This window comes from Winogradskyella sp. A3E31 (assembly GCF_046720935.1).
In the GTDB taxonomy this organism is placed as follows: domain Bacteria; phylum Bacteroidota; class Bacteroidia; order Flavobacteriales; family Flavobacteriaceae; genus Winogradskyella.
Genome location: NZ_JBHNWH010000012.1, coordinates 1 through 21,270 on the forward strand (window position 1 = coordinate 1; position 21,270 = coordinate 21,270).

Consider the following 21,270-nt stretch of genomic DNA (forward strand, 5'->3'; position numbering starts at 1 on the left):
ACCACGTCTGCGGACTTCTGCTCTACAACAGCCCCTGCTGGATATAGTACAAACAATACCGATTGTGATGACAACGATGCGGATGAGTTCCCTGGTCAGACCTGGTACATCGATGCTGATGGGGATGGCTATGGCACCTCTGCTACCACAGCATGTCTTAGACCAACGGACGGATTTCTGGCTTCTGAACTATCCGGAACTTCCGATTGTGATGATTCCAATCCTGCGATCAACGCACCGATAACCTATTATGAAGACAATGATGGTGATGGATTTGGTTCTACCACGTCTGCGGACTTCTGTTCGACAACAGCACCTGCTGGGTATAGTACAAACAATACCGATTGTGACGATAACGATGCGGATGAGTTCCCTGGTCAAATCTGGTACATCGATGCTGATGGGGATGGCTATGGCACCTCTGCTACCACAGCATGTCTTAGACCAACGGACGGATTTCTGGCTTCTGAACTAACGGGCACTTCAGATTGTGACGATTCCAATCCTGCAATCAACGCACCGATAACCTATTATGAAGACAATGATGGTGATGGCTTTGGTTCCACCACGTCTGCGGACTTCTGTTCGACAACAGCTCCTGCTGGATATAGTACAGATAATACCGATTGTGATGACAACGATGCGGATGAGTTCCCGGGTCAGACCTGGTACATCGATGCTGATGGTGATGGCTATGGTACTTCGGCTACAACGGCATGTCTTAGACCAACAGATGGCTTCTTGGCTTCTGAACTCTCAGGTACTTCTGATTGTGACGATTCCAATCCTGCGATTAACGCACCGATAACCTATTATGAGGACAATGATGGTGATGGCTTTGGTTCTACTACATCCGCAGACTTCTGTTCGACAACAGCACCTGCTGGATATAGCACAAACAATACCGATTGTGATGATACGGATGCGGATGAATTCCCGGGTCAGACCTGGTACATCGATGCTGATGGTGATGGCTATGGTACCTCTGCTACCACGGCTTGTCTTAGACCAACAGATGGCTTCCTGGCTTCTGAACTTTCAGGTACGTCTGATTGTGACGATTCCAATCCTGCAATCAACGCACCGATAACCTATTACGAAGATAACGATGGTGATGGCTTTGGTTCCACCACGTCTGCGGATTTCTGCTTTACAACAGCCCCTGCTGGGTATAGTACAAATAATACCGATTGTGATGATACGGATGCTGATGAGTTCCCTGGACAGACCTGGTACATAGATGCTGATGGTGATGGCTATGGTACCTCTGCTACCACGGCTTGTCTTAGACCAACAGATGGCTTCCTGGCTTCTGAACTATCCGGAACTTCCGATTGTGACGATTCCAATCCTGCGATCAACGCACCAATAACCTATTATGAAGACAATGATGGTGATGGCTTTGGTTCCACCACGTCTGCGGATTTCTGCTCTACAACAGCACCTGCTGGGTATAGTACAAATAATACCGATTGTGATGACAACGATGCGGATGAGTTCCCTGGACAGACCTGGTACATCGATGCTGATGGTGATGGCTATGGCGCTTCTTCACAAACAGCTTGTGAACGACCTACCAATGGGTTCCTGTTATCCGAACTCTCTGGTAATGGTACAGATGACTGTGATGATACGGATAATACTAGAAACCCAGGAGCATTTGATATCCCAGATAATGGCATCGACGAAGATTGCGATGGTAGTGATAATGTAACATTAAGTACAGATGAGGAAATCTTTAAATTACTAAAGGTTTCACCTAATCCATTTAATGATCACATTAGAATAACTGTTCCTAATAGATATAGTGGAGATGCCTTTACTATAAAAATTTATGACCTGAATGGAAGATCAGTATATTCAAATACAAAACCTGTAACTAATGGAAAGATTTCAATTACTGGGCTTTCAAAATTAGAACAGGCACCTTATTTGATTCAGATTACAAATAGTCAGTCTGGGCTATCGATTAAAAAGCGATTAATTAAGTTTTAATACACAAAATTTATATGATAAGCCAGTGAAACTAAAAATTTCACTGGTTTTTCTATTTTACTAAACACCTCATAGTTAATAGATTAAAATATAATATTGCATTTCATCGATTATTTTTGCATTTCATAGAGTTTGTACTTATGTTTGTGGTATAAATTAATTAGTCCCAAACTATTAATTAACCGCTTATGAGACATTTATACACTATTGTAGCATGCCTGTTTTTTTGTGCATTTACACTAACTACAAATTCCCAAAATCAAAATATTGACGTTCTAGGGAATGCAATTTCAATTGCAAATGGTGATTTAACACCGCAAGTTGCCGATAATACCGATTTTGGAAGTGTTACTGTAGGATTTGGACCATTGACTAATACCTTTGAAATTGAGAACACTCACTCAGGTGGTAACCCGAGTAATAATGTCTTGACGATCACGAGTATTTCACTTTCTGGTGCCAATGCCGCAGATTTTACCATAAATAGTACAATTACAACAATACCAAGAAGTAATTCTGAAACATTTACCATTGATTTTAATCCGAGTGCGGCTGGAGTTAGAACTGCTCTTGTCACTATTATTAATAATAGTTCTGACCTTACAGAGCAAACCTATACATATCAAATACAAGGAACTGGCTTAGCGCCAACACCAGACATCGATGTTGTGGACGACACAAACGATGCTATTGATGATGGTGGCGGAAATAGTCCTACTACATTAAATAGTACATCTTTTGGGAGCACGGATACGTTGAATCCAATTTCATATACCTATACTATTGAAAATAATGGAACTGGTACATTAAATATCTCATCAGTAACATCGAGTAACCCAGATTTTGCTATTACGGTTTCTCCATCTGCAACAGTTGCCGTTGGTGCTACCACAACATTTACAGTGACCTTTACACCAACAAGTGCCGGAAGTATAAGCGGCATTATAACCATAAACAACGATGCTGCATCTCCTAAAGATGTTTATACATTCAATGTACAGGGTACAGGTACATTACCTCCCCCTGTTTACACAGCGTATTTTCACACCTTTGATGACTCTGCTGAAGGCTGGACAGCCGTGACTTCAACAAACGACTCTTGGGTAAGAACTAATGCCTTTACCACTACAGATGAAATGGGAGAAGGTTATTTTTGGAGGAACTCAGCGTATAACACTTACCCTGCTAATACAAATATTGTTGTAGAAAGCCCAGTCTATGATTTTACAGGTCTTGAAAATATTAAATTCAGTATCGATGTCAAATACAACACTCAAAACGGTGTTGACGGTATGCGCATTTTATATTCTGTGGCAGGAGGAGCATTTGTCACCTTAGGTGCCAGTGGAAGTGGAACCAACTGGTATGAAGATGCCGTGACAGCTTTGGGCACTGATGGTTGGAATGACGATGGACATTCAGCCACTCCATCATTTTCACCACATAGTCAGTTTGGACGCTCTTCGATGACTTTATCTGATGCAACATTTGCCAATCAATCTAACGTTAGATTCAGAGTTCAGTTTAGTAGTGATGCCAGTACTGGTCTTGAAGGTGTTGCCTTCGATAACGTATTGATTGAAGCAGACCCTTCAACTGCATTAAATGCTTCTACCATAGCTCCAGCAAATGTTACCACTGACCTAAGGTTATGGTTAAAAGGAAATACAGGTATATCAGCTACGGATGGTGATAACCTTTTGCTATGGGAAGACCAGGCTTATGACACCACATTAGATAAAGAAGATGCTTTTACAGTTACTGATTTAGCACCTATCTATAGAGATAATGCGACTCGAAATATGAATTATAATCCTGCATTGGATTTTGACCATACGGATCAAGCCTATATGAATGGTAAAGGCGGTTATTTTTCTCAAGACTATTTTGTGGTTTTTAGAAGTGATGATAATGTAGAAAATAATACTGGTGGCTTTACACCAGGAAGACAATTTGCTATTGGAGGTCGATTTTCTGACGACGCTTATCACGAAGATCCGACTGGATTAGGTATGGGTAGTTCTACTTCTAGATATCCTAATGAAATTCTAGCACATAATATTAGTTCATTCCCAAATTCATCGGGTGCGCCCCCAAATGATGAATCATACGGAAGGGCTTATTCTACGACTACTGATACCTTTAGCAATCACCCATTGATTGTTAATGTAAAATCTAATGCTTCTAGAACACAAACCGAAATTTATAAAAACGGTAAAAAAATTGATAATATTACTGGAGTTGCTGGTAACGGATCAGATTTAAACTTTAACGAATTTAATAACCTACAGTATTTAATCGGTATGGGGCGCTCTGGTATTGCCGGACGTACCACATCACAGATGAATGGATTAATTGCAGAGGTTATTTCTTATTCCTCACCAAATTCAGCCATCAACCAACAAAAAATTGAATCGTATTTGGCCATAAAGTATGGAGCAACGCTTCAAGCCCCTGCTTCAGCTTTATTAGATCACAGATTAAACGATACAGATTATATCGATTCACAAGGCACAGTAATTTGGGATACTTCAGAAAGTGATGCTTTTAGTAATTTCTATAACTATGACGTTGCAGGTATAGGAAGAGATGATGCATCGCTATTAGATCAAAGACAATCTCGTAGTCAAAATGACGAAGCTGATGCCACAGGACCTACAAGCGGTTTCTTAACTATTGCACTTGAGGATACTTATGACACAAACAATATTAATGTGGCAAACACCACAACCCTTCTAGACCGTGAATTTTTGGTTTGGGGTAATAACAATGCCAGTTTAGATGCCGCACCTGTTTCTATTACAGTAGATATGAGTGCAAATGTAACTGGACTATCAACCCCTGTATCCTTTGAATCTATGTCTCGCGTCTGGAAAGTAAAAGAAACTGGCCCAACTGTATTGGGGGTACCTGCTGATGTAGGCACGGTAGAAGTTTCGATTCCTAAAAGTGTAGTTAGAACAGCAACTCCACCTGATGGACGTTATTTAATGTTTATCTCACAGAATGGACAATTCGACCCAACAGCAGATTATAGAGAAATGACAGAAGTAAATGATTCTCTCTATGTGAAGTATGATTTTGACGGTATTGAATATATCACCTTTGGATGGGCACCAGAAGAAACCTATTCAAGATCTGTGTATTTCGATCCTGCTGGTCAGAATTATATAGATATGGAAGATAATTTCGACCTAGCCTCTGGGGACTTCACCATTTCTGCATGGATTAAAAGAGATGCAAGTTCTGCAAACACTTCAATTCTTTCTAAAAGAAATGTTGGTTATACCGAAGGTTATGATTTAAAAATAAACAGTTCTGGCTATGTTGAAATGTCTTGGATGAATGGTTCATTACAAAGTATTACGTCAGATGTTGTTATACCAGTAGATGAATGGCACCAAGTAGCCATTATATATTCTAGTGGAACAGCCACTATGTATATCGACGGCATTGAAGAGAAATCAGCACCTTTAGCAGCTCCTTTGGACACCAATTCGTCCTTTTTTATTGGTGCAGCTGCGAAAATAATTCCTGAAGCTTTCTTCCACGGAAATATTGATGAAGTACGTGTATGGAACAAAGCCCTAAGTACAGATGAGCTACATTATATTATGAATCAGGAACTTGAAGATAATGCTTCAACCATTGGGCAATATTTTAATTCAAAATCGGTGGTGCCTTCCAAAAATGCAGCGATAACTTTATCGTATGCTGATCTTGAAGGGTATTATCCAATGTCCACATATACATATACCAATACCAAAGATGAATCTGGCAACCAACGTACCGGTTCTTTAAAACAATTAAGAACAGTTGATTACCAAACAGCACCGCTTCCGTATGTTTCTACACAAGCTGGTGATTGGGATACAGATACCACTTGGGTTAATGGAGATGTACAAACTATGCCTGGTGATGTGGCCTTAGCTGATAACACAAAAACTGTGGATTGGAACATTGTTGAAACCACGCACGACCTTACGATGGATAATTCTGGGTTGTTAGATGATGGTGATGGTAACTATAGCCGTACAGTCCTTGCCCATGTATTGGACTCTGGTGAAGTGACTGTTGATGGTGACGTTGCATCAGAAACTGGTTTTGGTTATGTTGTAACCCATTATTTAGAGCTTAACGGAAAAATAGATCTCGAAGGAGAATCACAATTAATTCAATCTACAGATAGCGACCTTGTGGTTGGCTTAAGTGGTGAATTAGAACGTGACCAACAAGGTACATCTAACAGATACCATTATAACTATTGGTCTGCCCCTATCGGTATAACAGATGCTGAAGTCAATGAGTATTCTTATGCAGTAGCAGATATTCTTAAGGATAGAACCTTTGATGTAGACTTTATTATCAATACCTATGACGGTAACCCTGGTACAGGAGGTACAGCAGTACAAATTGCTGACTATTGGATCTGGAAATTTGCAGATAATACTGATGGTGATTATTCCCAGTGGGAACACGTACGTAGTACAGGCAATATGCTAGCTGGTGAAGGATTTACCATGAAAGGTTCTGGAGACGTTACAGCCTACCAAAACTACACCTACTTAGGAAAGCCAAATAATAGTGATATTGAACTTTCTGTAAGCCCTTATAACGATTACTTAGTTGGTAACCCATATGCTTCGGCAATCGATGCACGACAGTTTATTATTGATAATGGTGCAGGATTATTCTACGACGATGGATCAGCCGATCCGGATGCTACAGGAAATACACCTGCAACCAATGGAACTTTATATTTCTGGGAACACTGGGGAGGTGGAGACCATGTCCTTGCCAATTACCAAGGTGGTTATGCCACCTACAACCTTTCAGGAGCTGTTGCAGCACCTCGTTTAGATCAAGGTACAAGTGACCCTGATGTATCCTCTGCGGGAACACCTACAAAAACCCCAGGGCATTATATCCCTGTTGGTCAAGGATTCTTTGTCGTTGGAAACGAAGATGGAGGAACTATTCAGTTTAACAATGGGCAACGTATTTTCAAAAAAGAAACAGTTTCTAGTGGAGTCTTTATGAGAACGACTCAAAATGAAGATGATATTGCAACAACTGATGAAGAAGACACGCGTAAAAAAGTAAAAATCGGATTTAATTCTGTCGGAAATTTACACCGTCAGTTATTATTGACCTTTGATGAGAACACAACAACTGGAGTTGATTGGGGTTATGACGGAACAACTTACGATTATCAAACAGATGATATGTTCTGGTTGATTGAAGATAATTTCTATGTCATACAGGCATCTAACCAAATTGAGGATGCAACATACCCATTAGCATTATATACCTCTGTTGAAGGTGAAAATACATTCACCATTGATGAACTGGTAAACATTCCTGATAATTTGGATGTATTCTTACACGATAAGGAAGTTGACTTCTACCATAATTTAAAAGAAGGTGATTATACCATTTTCTTGGAAGCAGCTTATTATGATACGCGTTTCGAAATAACATTCCAATTGAGAGAACAAGAGCAACCAGATGACGAAGAGCCAGATACTGACGTTGACGTTGCAGAAGATTTAGATCCTATTGATTTAGGCGATAAATTAGATGTGCGCTACGCCAATAATATTAAAAAGATTGTATTGATGAATCCGCATAACATCGATGTCAATAGTATTGAACTAATCAATTTATTAGGTCAATCTGTACAAACAATAGAGCATATTTCAGAGAGCGGTTACTCTGAATATACCGTTAGGGATTTAAGTCCAGGAACTTATATCATTAGATTAAATACTGTAAGCGGTTCGGTATCTAAGAAAATAATAGTGAATTAATTTCCCCACTACTTAACCTTAACCTACTTGAAAAGCCCCGACCCAAATCCGGGGCTTTTTGTTTTTTTGTATTGAAAATTCTGCCTGACTGACTGTTGAAAGATTGCATACAAGAAAATTTAGAATAAAAAATCTTCTCGATACACCACGCTTACGGCGTAGCACTCGAAGTGACGGCTTTAAACTTAAAATTAATACCTCTTTTTAGTACGAAAAGTTTGAAATCAGTTCTGAAAGCGAAAGCTTCGACTGCTCCCCAGATTTCATGTTTTTGAGTGTGAAGACATTTGCTTTTATTTCTTCTTCACCGACCAAAACAACATAAGGAATATTTCTGCGGTCGGCATGCGTCATTTGCTTTTTCATTTTGGTAGCGTCTGGATACAATTCGGAATTGATGCCATTTTCTCGCAAGGCTTTTATCGCTTTTAAACAATCTAAAGCTTCCTTATCACCAAAGTTTATAAAGAGAACTTTTGTGTTTTCAGTAACGGCTTCTGGGAATACCCCTAATTCTTCTAAAACCAAGTAAATCCGATCAAGACCAAAACTTATGCCTACTCCACTAGTGTCTGGCTTACCAAAAATGCTTGTAAGATCATCATAGCGTCCTCCTCCACCAATCGAGCCCATTTTGACACCCTTTGGTGCTGAGACTTCAAAAATGGCGCCTGTATAGTAGTTTAATCCACGTGCTAAAGTAACATCGAGTTCTAAATGAGCGGTTTTAAGACCTAGTGATGAAATTCCTTTGTTGATAAACTCTAATTCCTCAATGCCTTTTTGCCCTATTTCCGAAGTGTTTAAAATGGATTTTAAGCCATCAATCTGTTCACCGAAACTACCTTTGAGGTCGAAAAGAGGCTGAAGTTTTGTAATACCATCTTCAGAAATGTCTTTATCTCGCATTTCTTGCTTTACTTTCTCCTCTCCTATTTTATCTAATTTATCCAAGGCTACAGTAAAGTCAATTAACTTGTCTTGTGCTCCAATAACCTCTGCGATACCGGACAATACTTTTCTGTTATTGATTTTTATGGTAGCGCCTTTAAGTTTTAAGGATGTAAAAACAGCATCATAGAGTTGTACAAACTCTACTTCTTGCCATAAGGATTTAGAACCTACAACATCAGCATCACACTGGTAAAATTCTCTAAAGCGCCCTTTTTGTGGGCGATCTGCTCGCCATACAGGTTGAATTTGGTAACGCTTAAACGGAAATTCTATATCGTTTTGGTGTTGTACCACGTAGCGTGCAAAAGGTACGGTAAGGTCGTATCGAAGGGCTTTTTCGGAGATTCTTGGTGTCAATTTTGATTCATTCTTTGACGTATAATCTTCTTCTGAAACTTTACTTAAGTATTCACCCGAATTCAAAATCTTAAAAATCAAGCGGTCTCCTTCATCTCCATATTTTCCCATAAGGGTTTCAGAATTTTCAAAACTTGGTGTTTCTATAGGTTGAAATCCAAAATTCTGAAAATGGTTTTTTATGGTATCAACAATGTAGCTTCGTTTTGAAACTTCTTCTGCATTAAAATCTCTTGTGCCTTTTGGAATACTTGGTTTTTGCGCCATATTTACTTCCTGCGAAAGCAGGAATCTTTTTAAAGATTACTATTTCTTTAGTTTATCCGTCAAATTGAACGTAGTCGAAATGCTTTAATGCTAGAAATATAAAGATGTCTCGACTACGCTCGACATGACATACAACATTATCAGTCTAGTCGAACTTCACAAAAATATTATAATTTTTAAAGGCAAACCCAAGGAATTTCAATTTTATAGTAACTTTATCGGTAATTGGTAGTCTTATAGAAAATCGATACTAACTTTAGCTTTAAATTTCATGTTTTCATTAGTCAAGGAGAATATAAGAATTGCTTTTGGTTCCATCAAAAGTCAATTATTACGTACTATTTTAACGGTTTTGATCATCGCCATTGGTATTATGGCCTTAGTTGGCATTTTAAGCGGTGTTTCTGCCCTCGAAAACACTATTTCGAGTGATTTCTCATCTATGGGAGCCAATACTTTTAATCTTAGACGCTATGAGCTAACGGTTAGGGTGTCTACAGGAGGGAGAAATTCAGGGCGAGAACGAACAAAAGTTAATCCGATAATAAACTATAGAGATGCCAAGGAGTTTGTTGATAATTACGAATTCCCAGGATCACAGAATGCTATGTGGTTTTTTGGATCAAACACTACCGAAGTTAAATATGATAATATAAAAACAGATCCAGAAGTTGCTATTATTGGTGCAAATGCATATTTCTTACCAAATTCTGGCTTAGAATTAGAATCAGGCAGAGGACTTAGTAGGGTTGATGTTAGTAATAACAATGCTGTTGCTGTGATTGGTGATGACTTAAGGAAAGCCTTATTTCCGGATGTAAACCCATTAAATAAAACGATAAGTATTAGAGGTTCCAAATTTAAGGTGATTGGTGTATTAGAGAGAAAAGGATCGACCTTTGGTAATAACCAAGACTTAAGAGCAATCATACCAATACAAAAGGCAAGAGGTATTTTTACACAACCTAATATTAATTACAATATTAGTGTTCTTGTCAACAAAAAGGAACTATTAGAGGCTGCGCAAGAAGAAGCCATTTTGACCTTTAGAAATATTAGAGGTCTTAACCCTGTTGAATCTAATAATTTTGGGATTGTTAGAAGCGATGACCTTATTAATAGAATAAGCAGCATATCGAGCTATCTCTATATAGCAGCTTGGATTATAAGTATCATTACCATTTTTGGATCTACCATTGCATTGATGAATATAATGCTCGTTTCTGTTTCTGAACGCACACGTGAAATAGGTGTAAGAAAAGCTTTAGGTGCTAAGCGTAAAACCATTGCTTTTCAGTTCTTTATGGAAACAGTAATTATTGGTCAACTTGGAGGAATTCTCGGAATTATGTTAGGAATTTTAATTGGTTGGGGCTTGTCATCAGCTTTTAATCTTTCCTTCTCTACTCCTTGGTTTGCCATGTTCTGGGCAACGAGTATTGCCTTTATTGTTGCCGTCGTTTCTGGTGTTTATCCTGCGACTAAAGCAGCGAAATTAGATCCGATAGAGTCGTTGAGGTATGAATAGGTGTTTATAGGTTGATGTGTTGAGACGTTTATCCTTTAACTTTTTGGCTCTTGGCTCTTGGCTCTTAGCTCTTAGTTCTTAGTTCTTAGTTCTTAGTTCTTAGTTCTTAGTTCTTAGTTCTTAGTTCTTTAAATATATTTCACAACCCTCTAACTTTACAACTACTTCTTAGAAATTAAGGTATCAAAATACTGGAATAATTCACCTTTAGTGATATTCCCCCCTTGCTGAATTAGCTTAAAAACATCTAGATGCTTGTCATCCGAGAATTCTTTTTTAGCATTGAATAGCTCAATATCGTTTGACAATAAGTTTTCTCGCAACCACTGAAAACCCTCTTTGGTCGTTAGGTCAACTTCTTCTTGGTTATTTAGCTTTAGAGCAATTAGCCTAAACTGTTTGTCTTCAACCTTAAATAAATGGACTTGATGCTTTGATATGTGCTCAATGTATTCAACTTTTCCTAAAACGCCTTCCCAAACCAAGTCACTAAAAACATCTATTTCTTCTTCTGCCACTCCGGGTTTGTTTTGCTTAATATCCGCCCACTCATCTGCAGTAATAGACTGTGTGGCTAAAAAGTTGATAAACTCTTGGTGTAACTCTTCTAATTGTTCTTTTGTTAATCTTATGTATTTCATTATAACTCTCTTTTATTGTTCTAACACCTGAACCACAGCAAATGGGCGATCTGTAGCCATTATATCAATGCCCAAATCGAACCAAGTTTTATATAAATCATCGCCATTGGCTTTAGCCCTATTATCTAGGTTACCGAGTGACCCTAACATGCAGACTATATTTTCATTATGAATAGTTTCATATAATTCATTATCCGAAAGTCGTGTTCCTGTAAAAGCAATCATATTCTGGGTCGGGATATTAGAATCTAATAACCATTGAAATTCTTCCATATTCCTTGCGGAAACTGATAACATAAGGTTTGGATTGGTTTTGTATGCTGATTTGGCTTGTTCCAAATGGTAAGTGATGATAATGCTTGTGTCTTCAGCATTGGCACTTTCTACAGCTTTTATGACTTTTTCTTGAGACACACCTCGCTTAATATCTACAGTTAAAATAACATCATTAGTAACACTCCACTTAAGCACTTCAGAAAACAACGGCACCTTAAAATCAGTGATATTACCATAATCATCTTTTAGATTAAAGGTTTTGAGCTCTTTTAATGTGATATTCTTAACCAAACCAGACCCTGTAGTAGTTCTGTCAATAGAATTATCGTGCATCAAAACCAAATGTCCATCTTTGGTTTGTGAGATATCAATTTCGTATATAGCATTGATGCTGTCATTAACAAATTTCAGTGTTTCTAAGCAATTCTCTGGGTAATTCAATATATCCATACCACCTCTATGTACACTAATCTGAGGCCCTGAATATGGTATTCTGAATGTTTCTAAAAGTGTTGATTCTTTTAATACTACTTCCTCTGGTTTGTCTTTACAAGCAAAAATAACAGCTACCAAAAGACAAAAAACTATAAATTTCTTCATAAAAAAATGCGCCCTTATTCAGGGCGCAAAATTAATTAAATATGTTTGTTTCTACTAGAAAATATATCGAAGTCCAAATTGTGCTTGCCAACGCGATAATAAGCTAACATCTGCACTAAAGGTTTCCGTTAAATTTCCATCAAAACTATATGTTGGATTGTTGTTGGCATCGACAGAAACACCTAAAGGCTGAATACTGTTAGGCACTTCAACTACACCCCATTCACTATTTATCAGGTTACCAACATTTAATATATCAGCACTAAATTGAATGGTATGTGTATTCTCACCGACTTTAAAATTGTAATCCTGAAGAATCTTTATATCCCAACGGCCTCTCCAGGGTGACAATGCTCCATAGCGCTCAGCATAACTTCCTCTATTGTCACTCAAATAGTCATCTTGTTGAATAAATTGCTCAAAGGCATCCGCTTGGCCTGGGCTTTCAAAATTCATTTGTTGCACTTCAGAACTCGTAGGGATGTATAACAGGTCATTGAAATTAGAACCGTCCCCGTTTAAATCACCACCATACGTATAACTGTAACGTCCTCCTCTTGCATATTCAAAAAATGTTGAGATAGTAGTTGCGAACTTATCATTTCCATAAGTAAACTTCTTAGAGCCTACGCCTATAATTCTATGCGTATCTCCATATCTTGAAAAAGATAAAACATCATCATTAGCGTTACCAGAAATAGCATTTCCTGCAAACGCATCACCTGTAATTTCTGCCTCAATAGAGTTGACATCTTTTGAATTCAAATAGTTATATGCTAAACTAGTATAGAATCCTTGACCAAAGGTCTTTTGCGCTTTTAAAGTTCCGTTCCATACACGACCTTTATCAGAATTAGTAAACACATAAGCATTGGTAGGACCACCAAATTCGTTAGTAGCGATATCTGATGCTTCATAAACCGGACGATTATCAACACCTTGCAATGTACCACTTGGATTATCTAAGGCCCAGTTTTGCACATGGGCACCATTGATGTCTTTGGTGTATGATAAATCCGCTGTTAAGGTAAGACCATCTTCGAAACGATGGTCAGCACCAATATTTGTTCTCCATACTTGTGGCCATTTAAAGTCTGGATCAACTATCTGATAAAAGAAAAAATCCACACCTTGCACCTGATTTCCTAACCATACAAACGGAAAACGACCTGTAAAAATACCACTACCACCTCTAATTTGTGTTGTGTTATTTCCATTAACATCCCAATTGAAACCAACGCGTGGGGATATTAAAAAATCACTAGATGGTAAAACCGTAGAATCTAAATTGACCATTTCTCCAGTTTCTGGATCGAAGTACTCAATAGTGGGTTGATAGGTTCCTCCAGAAAAGTCTGAAGGGTTAAACACACCACCTTTACGATCTATATTTTCTCTAATCTTGTCTGCAGTATCAAAATACAATGGCTTGTCAAAACGGATACCATAAGTTAACTTAAAATCATCTGTAACATTCCATTCGTCTTGCGCATAAAATGACAATTGCCCGACGTTAGTTTCTGCAAGTGCCCAACCACCAGGATTACCAACACCTGATGCATTTAAAGCGCTATTTGCTGCTATTGCATCATTAAATAATCCTTGGTAAAAATCAACTAAGTCAGCTTCTGCTGATGGATTTCCTTGTGCATCTCTAAAGGACTGAATATCCGCCGTTGGAAAAAACACACCTTGCGCACCGTAAGCACCTAAGTTAAAAGAATTGTCGAACTCAAATTTTTCAAAAGATATACCAACCGTAAAGGTATGGGAGCCTCTCACAAAATTTAAATTATCCGAAAATTGAAATACTTTTTGATCAAGAGTATTATTTATTGAAAATGGTTCGTGACCTGCAATAATATAATTTGCTCCACTATTTGTGATAGTAATTGTTGGTGCTGGTGATGAAAATGGATTACGGAAATCGTCAAATACCGTATAACCAATTTGAAGCTTATTGCTTACACCATCATCAAAATTACTATTTACCTCTAATTGAAACGAATCTAGATTGTTATTGATTTGATACCCAGCATTTCTAAATTGAAGCTGGTTAGGGCCTGGGCCTCTAAATCCTAAAGCTGATGGATGAGCTGGTTGCGCTCTCGAAGCCTCTAAGAAATTATAGATAAAGGCAAGTTTATGCTTATCGCTAATATTCCAGTCTAACTTAAAAATACCTTTGGTTGAATTACTATCAAACGTAAATCCTTCAAAAGCACCAGGGTTATAAAATTGACCATTGCCAATAGACACTTGTCTTAATATATTATCAACCAGTTCAAAATCTGACCTTAACACATTTGATTCACCAGCAAGGTTAGATCCTGTTCCAGGAAAGAAACCATTGGTTCCTAAATCTGTTCTCTGATCTTTTTCAAAATTCGCAAAGAAGAATAGTTTGTTCTCTATAAGTGGACCACCGACACTAAAACCAAATTGATTCTGCGAAAGTTCTGGCTGAAGCACATCATCGCCATTGACTTTACTTCCTGTTAAACTTTCATTTCTTGTAAAACCATATACCGTTCCATGAAAATCATTGGTACCGCTTTTTGTTACCGCATTGACAGCAGCACCTGTAAACCCAGACTGCCTAACATCGTAAGGCGCAATAGATACTTGTATTTGATCAATAGCATCCAATGATACTGGTTGTGCCCCACTTTGTCCACCAGGCGTTGGTGAATCTAGACCAAATGGGTTATTAAAAATAGACCCATCCAAAGAAAAATTATTGAATTGGTCATTTCTCCCACCAAAAGAATTTCCTGTAGAGGATGGTTCTAGTCTCGTAAAGTCAGAAGCAGATCTTGAAATTGTCGGTAGGGTTGTTATTTCTCGTCTGCCAACATTGGTTTCTGCACCAGTTCTATCACTTCCAAATGTACCATTAGCAGAACCCCGGATAACAATAGCATCTAATTCTTCACTATTTGGGGTCATTTGGTAATCGATGTTTTCTGTTTTACCTAAGGAAAGATAAATGCCCTCAAAGACCTTATCGGCAAAACCAACATAAGTGATAGTTACCTTATATGGTCCCCCAACTCTTAAGTTTAATAGACTGTATCGACCATCAAAGTTAGTTGCAGCACCATAAACAGTACCTGTTGGAGTGTGTACTGCGACAACATTGGCGCCAGGTAATGGTTGACCAGTATCATCTAAAATCAATCCCTTAATACTAGATGTGGTAACTTGTGCAAAGGACCACAAGGATGCTAACATTAAGAGTAGTAGTAAAATTTTTTTCATGAGAATCTGTTTTTAATTCAACGTAAAAATAGTCACAAAAAAAAAGAGTCCCCAGACGGAAACTCTCTTTTTATTAACTTTACTAGACGATTTGTTAACTTTCAGCAATAACCTCGAAAGTTAAATCGACAGTTACTTCTCTGTGTAATCTAATTTCAGCATCGTACTGCCCCAAACGCTTAATGTTTCCTCCTTGAATAGAAATAAATTTCTTTTCAATCTCGTGTCCTTCTTCACGTAAAGCATTGGCTAAGTCCATATTGGTAATAGAACCAAATAACTTATCTCCCGCTGTTGCACCTGCACCAGCTTTAGCTGTAATTTTAATGTCTAAAGTCTTAATAGATTCAGCAGTTTTTTCTGCTTCAGTTATAATTGACTTTTCTTTAAAAGCGCGTTGCTTCAATGTTTCTTCTAAGACTTTTTTAGCAGAAGCTGTTGCTATAACTGCTTGTCCTTGAGGAATTAAAAAATTTCTACCATAACCGTTCTTTACTGTTACAATATCGTCTTTAAATCCTAAATTCTCAACGTCTTGTTTTAATATAAGTTCCATGTTATGATTGTTTTATTTTAATAAATCAGCAACATAAGGCATAAGTGCTAAATGTCTAGCTCTTTTTACCGCTACTGATACTTTTCTTTGATACTTTAAAGAAGTTCCTGTTAAACGTCTTGGTAATAATTTTCCTTGTTCGTTTACAAAGCCCATTAACCAATCTGGGTCTTTATAATCGACATACTTAATACCAGACTTTTTAAAGCGACAGTACTTCTTAGCTTTTGTAGTTTCTATATTTAACGGAGTTAAATATCTGATTTCTCCGTCTTTTTTTCCTTTTGCTTGTTGTTCAATTGAAGACATAATTACGCTTTTTGTTTGTTTTTCTCTCTTCTTCTCTCAGCCCAAGCAACAGCGTGCTTGTCTAATTTTACAGTCAAGTAACGCATAAAACGCTCGTCACGTCTAAACTCTACTTCTAAAGGTCCAATGTGCTCACCATCTACAGTGAACTCAAATAAGTGATAAAAACCACTTTTTTTGTTTTGGATTGGATAGGCTAGTTTTTTTAAGCCCCAATCTTCTTTGGCTATCATCTTAGCTCCTCTAGAAACAAGAAAATCTTCATATTTCTTCACTGTTTCCTTTATCTGGTCATCAGATAAAACGGGATTTAAGATGAAAACAGTTTCATAATGATTCATAAAAAATATTTATTTGTTGTTAAAACGGGTGCAAAAATAGAGATTAATTGTCATTGGTACAACAAAATAGGATTTTATTTTATGTAAGTTTTTCCTTAAACCCGAAATGTTAAAATCAACACTTTGTCGGTATTTTTTGTTTTTTAACCGAATTTTTTGTAACATTGTCGAATATCTTAACCTAAAATTGAAATGTTATGACTTTAAACTGTGTAGTTGTTGACGACTCTGCGATCCAGCGCCTCTCTATCGTAAAGTTAATTGAAAATCACTCTTCTCTTAACTTAATAGCCGAATATAGTAGTGCGTTGGAAACCAAAAACGGTCTCAACACCCATAAGGTAGATCTCATCTTCCTTGATATAGAAATGCCAGTCCTTAATGGATTTGAGCTATTAGATGTTCTCAATAATAAACCCCAAATTATTTTTGTGACAGGTAAAACTGAATATGCATTTAAGGCTTTTAATTACGACGCTACGGACTATTTACAAAAACCGATTACCAAAGAACGTTTCAACACTGCTGTTGAAAAAGCAATTGAGCAGTACAAATTAAAGCTCGACTTTAATGAAGCAGACGGTGAACATATTTTTGTTAAAAGTAATCTAAAAAAGCGTAAGGTTTACATCAAAGACATTAAATGGATTGAAGCCCTTGGAGACTATGTAAAAGTAGTCACTGAAGAGAATAGCTTAGTGGTCTTATCCACTATGAAAGCTTTCGATAAAGAATTGCCAGAAGGTAAATTTTTAAGAATCCATAAATCGTATATCGTCAACCTAGATAAAATAGACCGATTTAACAGTAAGAATGTTGAAGTTGGAGCTTATGAAATCCCATTGAGTCGAAATAAAAAGACCCAATTGGTTGAAGCTTTAAACAATATGTAGTTAGTGAGTATATTTTAGAAGGTTAAGAAGCCCCTAAACTAAACTAACCACAATTTGGATACTATTTTAATAGTTATCAACGTCTAAAATTACTCTAACTGACCTAAAGTCTTTGACACTCTCGAAGCTATTATGAATTTTCATGATAGCTTCTTTTGTTTTTAATAAGGATTGTTTGGGGGGAATTTTCAACAAAATGTTTTTTAAATATTGATTCCGGATACGTGACACAGGCGGAAACTCTGGCCCTAAAACATGATGCTTGAAGACTTGACGCAAAGATTTAGCATACCAGTCGGCAGCTAAATTTACACGACTGTAATCCTTATGCTTCAATGTGATTTTAATTATCCTATAGATTGGAGGGTATTTATAGTTATATCTATCATCTAATTGCTCTTTAAACATGGTATCATAATCATTAGTTGACACTTGCTGCAATATGTTATGGTGTGGATTATAGGTTTGTATCAAAACTTTGCCTCTTAAATCCGTTCTCCCTGCCCTACCCGATACCTGAACCATTAATTGGTAGCTACGCTCATGAGCTCTAAAATCTGGGAAGTTGAGTAGGTTGTCAGCATTCATAATGCCAACGAGTTTAACATACCTAAAGTCCAGACCCTTTGTAAGCATTTGTGTTCCCACTAAAATATCAATCTCCTTTTGCTCAAAACTTGTAATTATTTTTTCAAAACCATACTTGCCACGCGTGGTGTCCAAATCCATTCTTCCTACTTTCTTCTCTGGGAATAACTGCTTTACTTCTGCTTCAATTTGCTCTGTGCCAAAACCTTTGGTATCTAAATTAGCATTGCCACAAGCCTGACAGTTTTTTAGCATCACTGAGTTATAACCACAATAGTGACAGCGTAATTGGTCACGGTATTGATGATAGGTTAAACTCACATCACAATTGGGGCATTGAGGTGAATGACCACAAGTTAAACACTCTATGATTGGTGAATACCCTCTTCGATTTTGAAACAGTATAATTTGAAACCCCTCATCCAGAGTCTCGGTCATTTCGGCAATCAAACGGTCACTAAAATGCCCTTTCATGCGTTTACGCTTGTATTTATCAGCCAAGTCCACTAACTCAATATCTGGCATCAATACGTCATTATACCGTGTTTTTAATTCTACAAAGCCGTACTTACCTTCCTTAGCATTAAAATAGCTCTCTAAACTTGGTGTTGCAGACCCCAAGAGCGTTTTTGCTTTAAACATATGCGCTAAAACAATTGCCGCGTCGCGCGCATGGTATCTCGGAGCAGGGTCGAACTGTTTGTAGGATTGCTCGTGCTCTTCATCGACAATGATTAATCCCAGATCTTTAAAAGGCAATAAAAGCGAAGACCTTGCACCAATGACAATCTGAGCTTTTTCTGAATTATTTAATAAATGATTCCAAACCTCAACACGTTCATTCCCAGAATAACGACTATGAAAAACTGCAACCTGTTCACCAAAATAATCCTGAAGCCGTTGTACCAATTGCGTGGTCAATGCAATCTCAGGCAACAGATACAGCACTTGCTTCTTTACATCTAACTGCTCTTTTATCAATTTTACATAAATCTCAGTCTTACCTGACGACGTCACACCATGCAAAAGCGTCACTTCTTTTTCTTGAAAACTAGTCTTTATCGCTTTATATGCTTCTTTTTGCGCTAAATTTAAGGTCTTATCCGAGATAGTATCATCACCTTCAAAATTGACACGGTCTGTTTGAATATAATATTCCTCGAGTATCCCTTTATCAATAAGTGCTTTGATGATGCCTGAAGATGCTCCACTTTGTTCTGTCAATTCAGAAACTTTTATAGGCTCATTTTTAGAAGCAGAGATGGTGAATAAGGTCATGATGACTTCTCGCTGTTTGGGAGCTCTACTTAATACCTCTAATAATTCTTGAAGCTTTTCTTCTGACGTATGGTTTTGGTGCAATTTTACATAACGCACTAATTTTGGCTGGTACTTTTCGTATAATACTTCTTGAAGCTGAACTATATTTTTTTCTACCAAAGCCTTAATGATTGGCAATACTTTTTTTTGATCTAATATGGAAACCACATCCTGAATTTTTAAAGAGGTTTGGTGCTGGAGCGCTTCCACAATTAAATATTCCTCGTCATTCAATTTTTGACGCTCATCGATCCCTTCAGGATTTGGCTTAATAATAGTTTCACTTTCTAAGAGAAAAGCATTTGGCATTGCCGCTCTCATTACCTCACCCAAGGAACACATATAATACTCAGAAATCCATTGCCAATGCTTTAATTGCGGCTTTGTTACAATAGGCGTCTCATCAAGGATTTGATGAATGGTCTTGGCCTCATATGCCGTTGGTGGGTTTGTATGTGTGTTTAACACTAAAGCTGTATAAATTTTACTTTTCCCAAACGGAACAGCCACACGCATTCCCGGCATTAAAAAATCAGCTTCCGCATTTGTGATATGGTAGGTAAATGCCTTTTTAAGAGGGATAGGAAGAATTACATCAACAAAATACATCATGCGTCCTCATCTTCTATTTGCCGTGGATATTTCCTTAAATAATGTAGAGAGGCATTCAGTTCATAACCTAAAAGTAGGATGTTAGAATTCAGCCAAAGATAAAACAGAAGAATCAGTAAGGCCCCAATAGACCCATAAAGCTCATTGTACTGAGAGAAATTATCTATATAAAGACCAAACAAATACGACGTCAGCATTATCAATACTGTGGTCAATAAAGCGCCAAACGAAAAGAAACGCGACTCCCGGCCTTCCTTAGTGCCAAAATAATATAAGGTCGCAGTGGCGATATAGGTCATTATGACAAAAAACACATATTTTGCAGCAATCACCCAACCTAAATCGGACTGACCAGATAATGGATCATTACCCACAAATCGATCATACAAAGGTGTGATAATAAATATTTGAAAATACCCAAAAACCGCCACAGTAAGTAGCAATAAAAAGGCTAAAATCAATGCTATGCCAATTGAAAAAAGATACTGCTTAAAGACATTACGCGTCAACTGCTCATGGTAGGAGCCTTCAAAACCTGAAAATACAGCGTTAACACCATTTGCCATTAACAAGATGGATAATATAAAAACAGAGGATAACAAGCCACCGCCAGAGTTTCTGTTAATGTTTTTAAAAATATTTTCCTCAAAAAAATCAGAAGTTTGAGGAGGTAAAATAGAATTTAAAAATTCTAAAAATTCATTCTGAAAATTATCAATTGGTATATAAGGAATAACAATAATTATAAATAATAAAAATGGAAAAATAGCCGTAAAAAAGCTAAAGGCAATCGCACTAGCCCTTGTAGTTAAAGCACCTTTTGCTATTCCCAACGTATAAAGCTCTAATAAATCGTACAAAGAAAGTCCTTCAAAACCCGGAAGTCTAATCCGCTTAAAAAAATCCACAATCGTATTAATTACGGGTATTTTTTTTAAATTATCTTCTGTGGGTTGAGACAT

13 protein-coding genes are annotated in these 21,270 nt (G+C 37.4%); 4 read left to right on the forward strand and 9 right to left on the reverse strand.

Annotated features, from left to right (window positions below):
• Both ACFEMA_RS13920 and ACFEMA_RS13925 read left to right on the forward strand, forming a co-directional pair.
• On the forward strand, positions 1-1,995 hold a 1,995-nt coding region (locus ACFEMA_RS13920; protein WP_411768816.1), incomplete at its 5' end, for a T9SS type A sorting domain-containing protein.
• Positions 1,996-2,183: 188 nt separating this feature from the next.
• Positions 2,184-7,805 (forward strand): LamG-like jellyroll fold domain-containing protein, encoded by a 5,622-nt coding sequence (locus tag ACFEMA_RS13925; protein WP_411768817.1) that lies wholly within the window; start codon positions 2,184-2,186, stop codon positions 7,803-7,805.
• Between the two features lie 204 nt (positions 7,806-8,009).
• On the opposite strand, the gene hisS is transcribed toward ACFEMA_RS13925, so the two are convergent.
• The gene (gene hisS / locus ACFEMA_RS13930; protein ID WP_411768818.1) at positions 8,010-9,383 is read right to left on the reverse strand and encodes a histidine--tRNA ligase; all 1,374 of its coding nucleotides are present in this window, start codon (positions 9,381-9,383) and stop codon (positions 8,010-8,012) included.
• A 271-nt stretch (positions 9,384-9,654) separates the two neighbouring features.
• Between hisS and ACFEMA_RS13935 the strand changes: the two genes are divergently transcribed.
• Complete coding sequence (locus ACFEMA_RS13935) at positions 9,655-10,911, forward strand: ABC transporter permease (protein ID WP_411768819.1); 1,257 nt, start codon at positions 9,655-9,657, stop codon at positions 10,909-10,911.
• Positions 10,912-11,072: 161 nt separating this feature from the next.
• Here ACFEMA_RS13935 and ACFEMA_RS13940 read toward each other — a convergent pair whose 3' ends face one another.
• The 6 genes from ACFEMA_RS13940 to rpsF all read right to left on the reverse strand — a co-directional run bounded on the left by ACFEMA_RS13940 (position 11,073) and on the right by rpsF (position 16,895).
• Positions 11,073-11,552: a DUF6495 family protein gene (locus tag ACFEMA_RS13940; protein WP_411768820.1), complete on the reverse strand. Its 480-nt coding sequence runs from the start codon at positions 11,550-11,552 to the stop codon at positions 11,073-11,075.
• A gap of 12 nt (positions 11,553-11,564) precedes the next feature.
• Positions 11,565-12,428 carry a glycerophosphodiester phosphodiesterase family protein gene (locus ACFEMA_RS13945; RefSeq protein WP_411768821.1) on the reverse strand — a complete coding sequence of 288 codons (864 nt, stop codon included), beginning with the start codon at positions 12,426-12,428 and terminating at the stop codon, positions 11,565-11,567.
• Between the two features lie 54 nt (positions 12,429-12,482).
• Positions 12,483-15,689, reverse strand: coding sequence for a carboxypeptidase regulatory-like domain-containing protein (locus tag ACFEMA_RS13950; RefSeq protein ID WP_411768822.1), 3,207 nt, complete (start codon positions 15,687-15,689; stop codon positions 12,483-12,485).
• A gap of 94 nt (positions 15,690-15,783) precedes the next feature.
• The gene (gene rplI / locus ACFEMA_RS13955; protein WP_411768823.1) at positions 15,784-16,245 is read right to left on the reverse strand and encodes a 50S ribosomal protein L9; all 462 of its coding nucleotides are present in this window, start codon (positions 16,243-16,245) and stop codon (positions 15,784-15,786) included.
• 12 nt (positions 16,246-16,257) lie between these two features.
• Positions 16,258-16,557 carry a 30S ribosomal protein S18 gene (rpsR, locus tag ACFEMA_RS13960; protein ID WP_411768904.1) on the reverse strand — a complete coding sequence of 100 codons (300 nt, stop codon included), beginning with the start codon at positions 16,555-16,557 and terminating at the stop codon, positions 16,258-16,260.
• Complete coding sequence (rpsF, locus tag ACFEMA_RS13965) at positions 16,557-16,895, reverse strand: 30S ribosomal protein S6 (protein WP_411768824.1); 339 nt, start codon at positions 16,893-16,895, stop codon at positions 16,557-16,559. The genes rpsR and rpsF overlap by 1 nt, the downstream gene beginning before the upstream one ends.
• 197 nt (positions 16,896-17,092) lie before the next feature.
• On the opposite strand from rpsF, the gene ACFEMA_RS13970 reads away from it, so the two are divergent.
• Positions 17,093-17,788 carry a LytR/AlgR family response regulator transcription factor gene (locus ACFEMA_RS13970; protein ID WP_411768825.1) on the forward strand — a complete coding sequence of 232 codons (696 nt, stop codon included), beginning with the start codon at positions 17,093-17,095 and terminating at the stop codon, positions 17,786-17,788.
• 66 nt (positions 17,789-17,854) lie between these two features.
• On the opposite strand, the gene priA is transcribed toward ACFEMA_RS13970, so the two are convergent.
• Positions 17,855-20,308 carry a primosomal protein N' gene (priA, locus tag ACFEMA_RS13975; protein ID WP_411768826.1) on the reverse strand — a complete coding sequence of 818 codons (2,454 nt, stop codon included), beginning with the start codon at positions 20,306-20,308 and terminating at the stop codon, positions 17,855-17,857.
• Positions 20,305-21,270: a YihY/virulence factor BrkB family protein gene (locus tag ACFEMA_RS13980; protein WP_411768827.1), complete on the reverse strand. Its 966-nt coding sequence runs from the start codon at positions 21,268-21,270 to the stop codon at positions 20,305-20,307. The genes priA and ACFEMA_RS13980 overlap by 4 nt, the downstream gene beginning before the upstream one ends.

Coding starts and splice junctions, on each gene's coding strand:
- ACFEMA_RS13950 (WP_411768822.1), bottom strand. CDS start 15,689: ATGAAAAAAATTTTACTACTACTCTTAATGTTAGCATCCTTGTGGTCC.
- hisS (WP_411768818.1), bottom strand. CDS start 9,383: ATGGCGCAAAAACCAAGTATTCCAAAAGGCACAAGAGATTTTAATGCA.
- ACFEMA_RS13970 (WP_411768825.1), top strand. CDS start 17,093: ATGACTTTAAACTGTGTAGTTGTTGACGACTCTGCGATCCAGCGCCTC.
- ACFEMA_RS13945 (WP_411768821.1), bottom strand. CDS start 12,428: ATGAAGAAATTTATAGTTTTTTGTCTTTTGGTAGCTGTTATTTTTGCT.
- rpsF (WP_411768824.1), bottom strand. CDS start 16,895: ATGAATCATTATGAAACTGTTTTCATCTTAAATCCCGTTTTATCTGAT.
- rplI (WP_411768823.1), bottom strand. CDS start 16,245: ATGGAACTTATATTAAAACAAGACGTTGAGAATTTAGGATTTAAAGAC.
- ACFEMA_RS13940 (WP_411768820.1), bottom strand. CDS start 11,552: ATGAAATACATAAGATTAACAAAAGAACAATTAGAAGAGTTACACCAA.
- ACFEMA_RS13935 (WP_411768819.1), top strand. CDS start 9,655: ATGTTTTCATTAGTCAAGGAGAATATAAGAATTGCTTTTGGTTCCATC.
- ACFEMA_RS13980 (WP_411768827.1), bottom strand. CDS start 21,270: ATGTCTCAACCCACAGAAGATAATTTAAAAAAAATACCCGTAATTAAT.
- priA (WP_411768826.1), bottom strand. CDS start 20,308: ATGATGTATTTTGTTGATGTAATTCTTCCTATCCCTCTTAAAAAGGCA.
- ACFEMA_RS13925 (WP_411768817.1), top strand. CDS start 2,184: ATGAGACATTTATACACTATTGTAGCATGCCTGTTTTTTTGTGCATTT.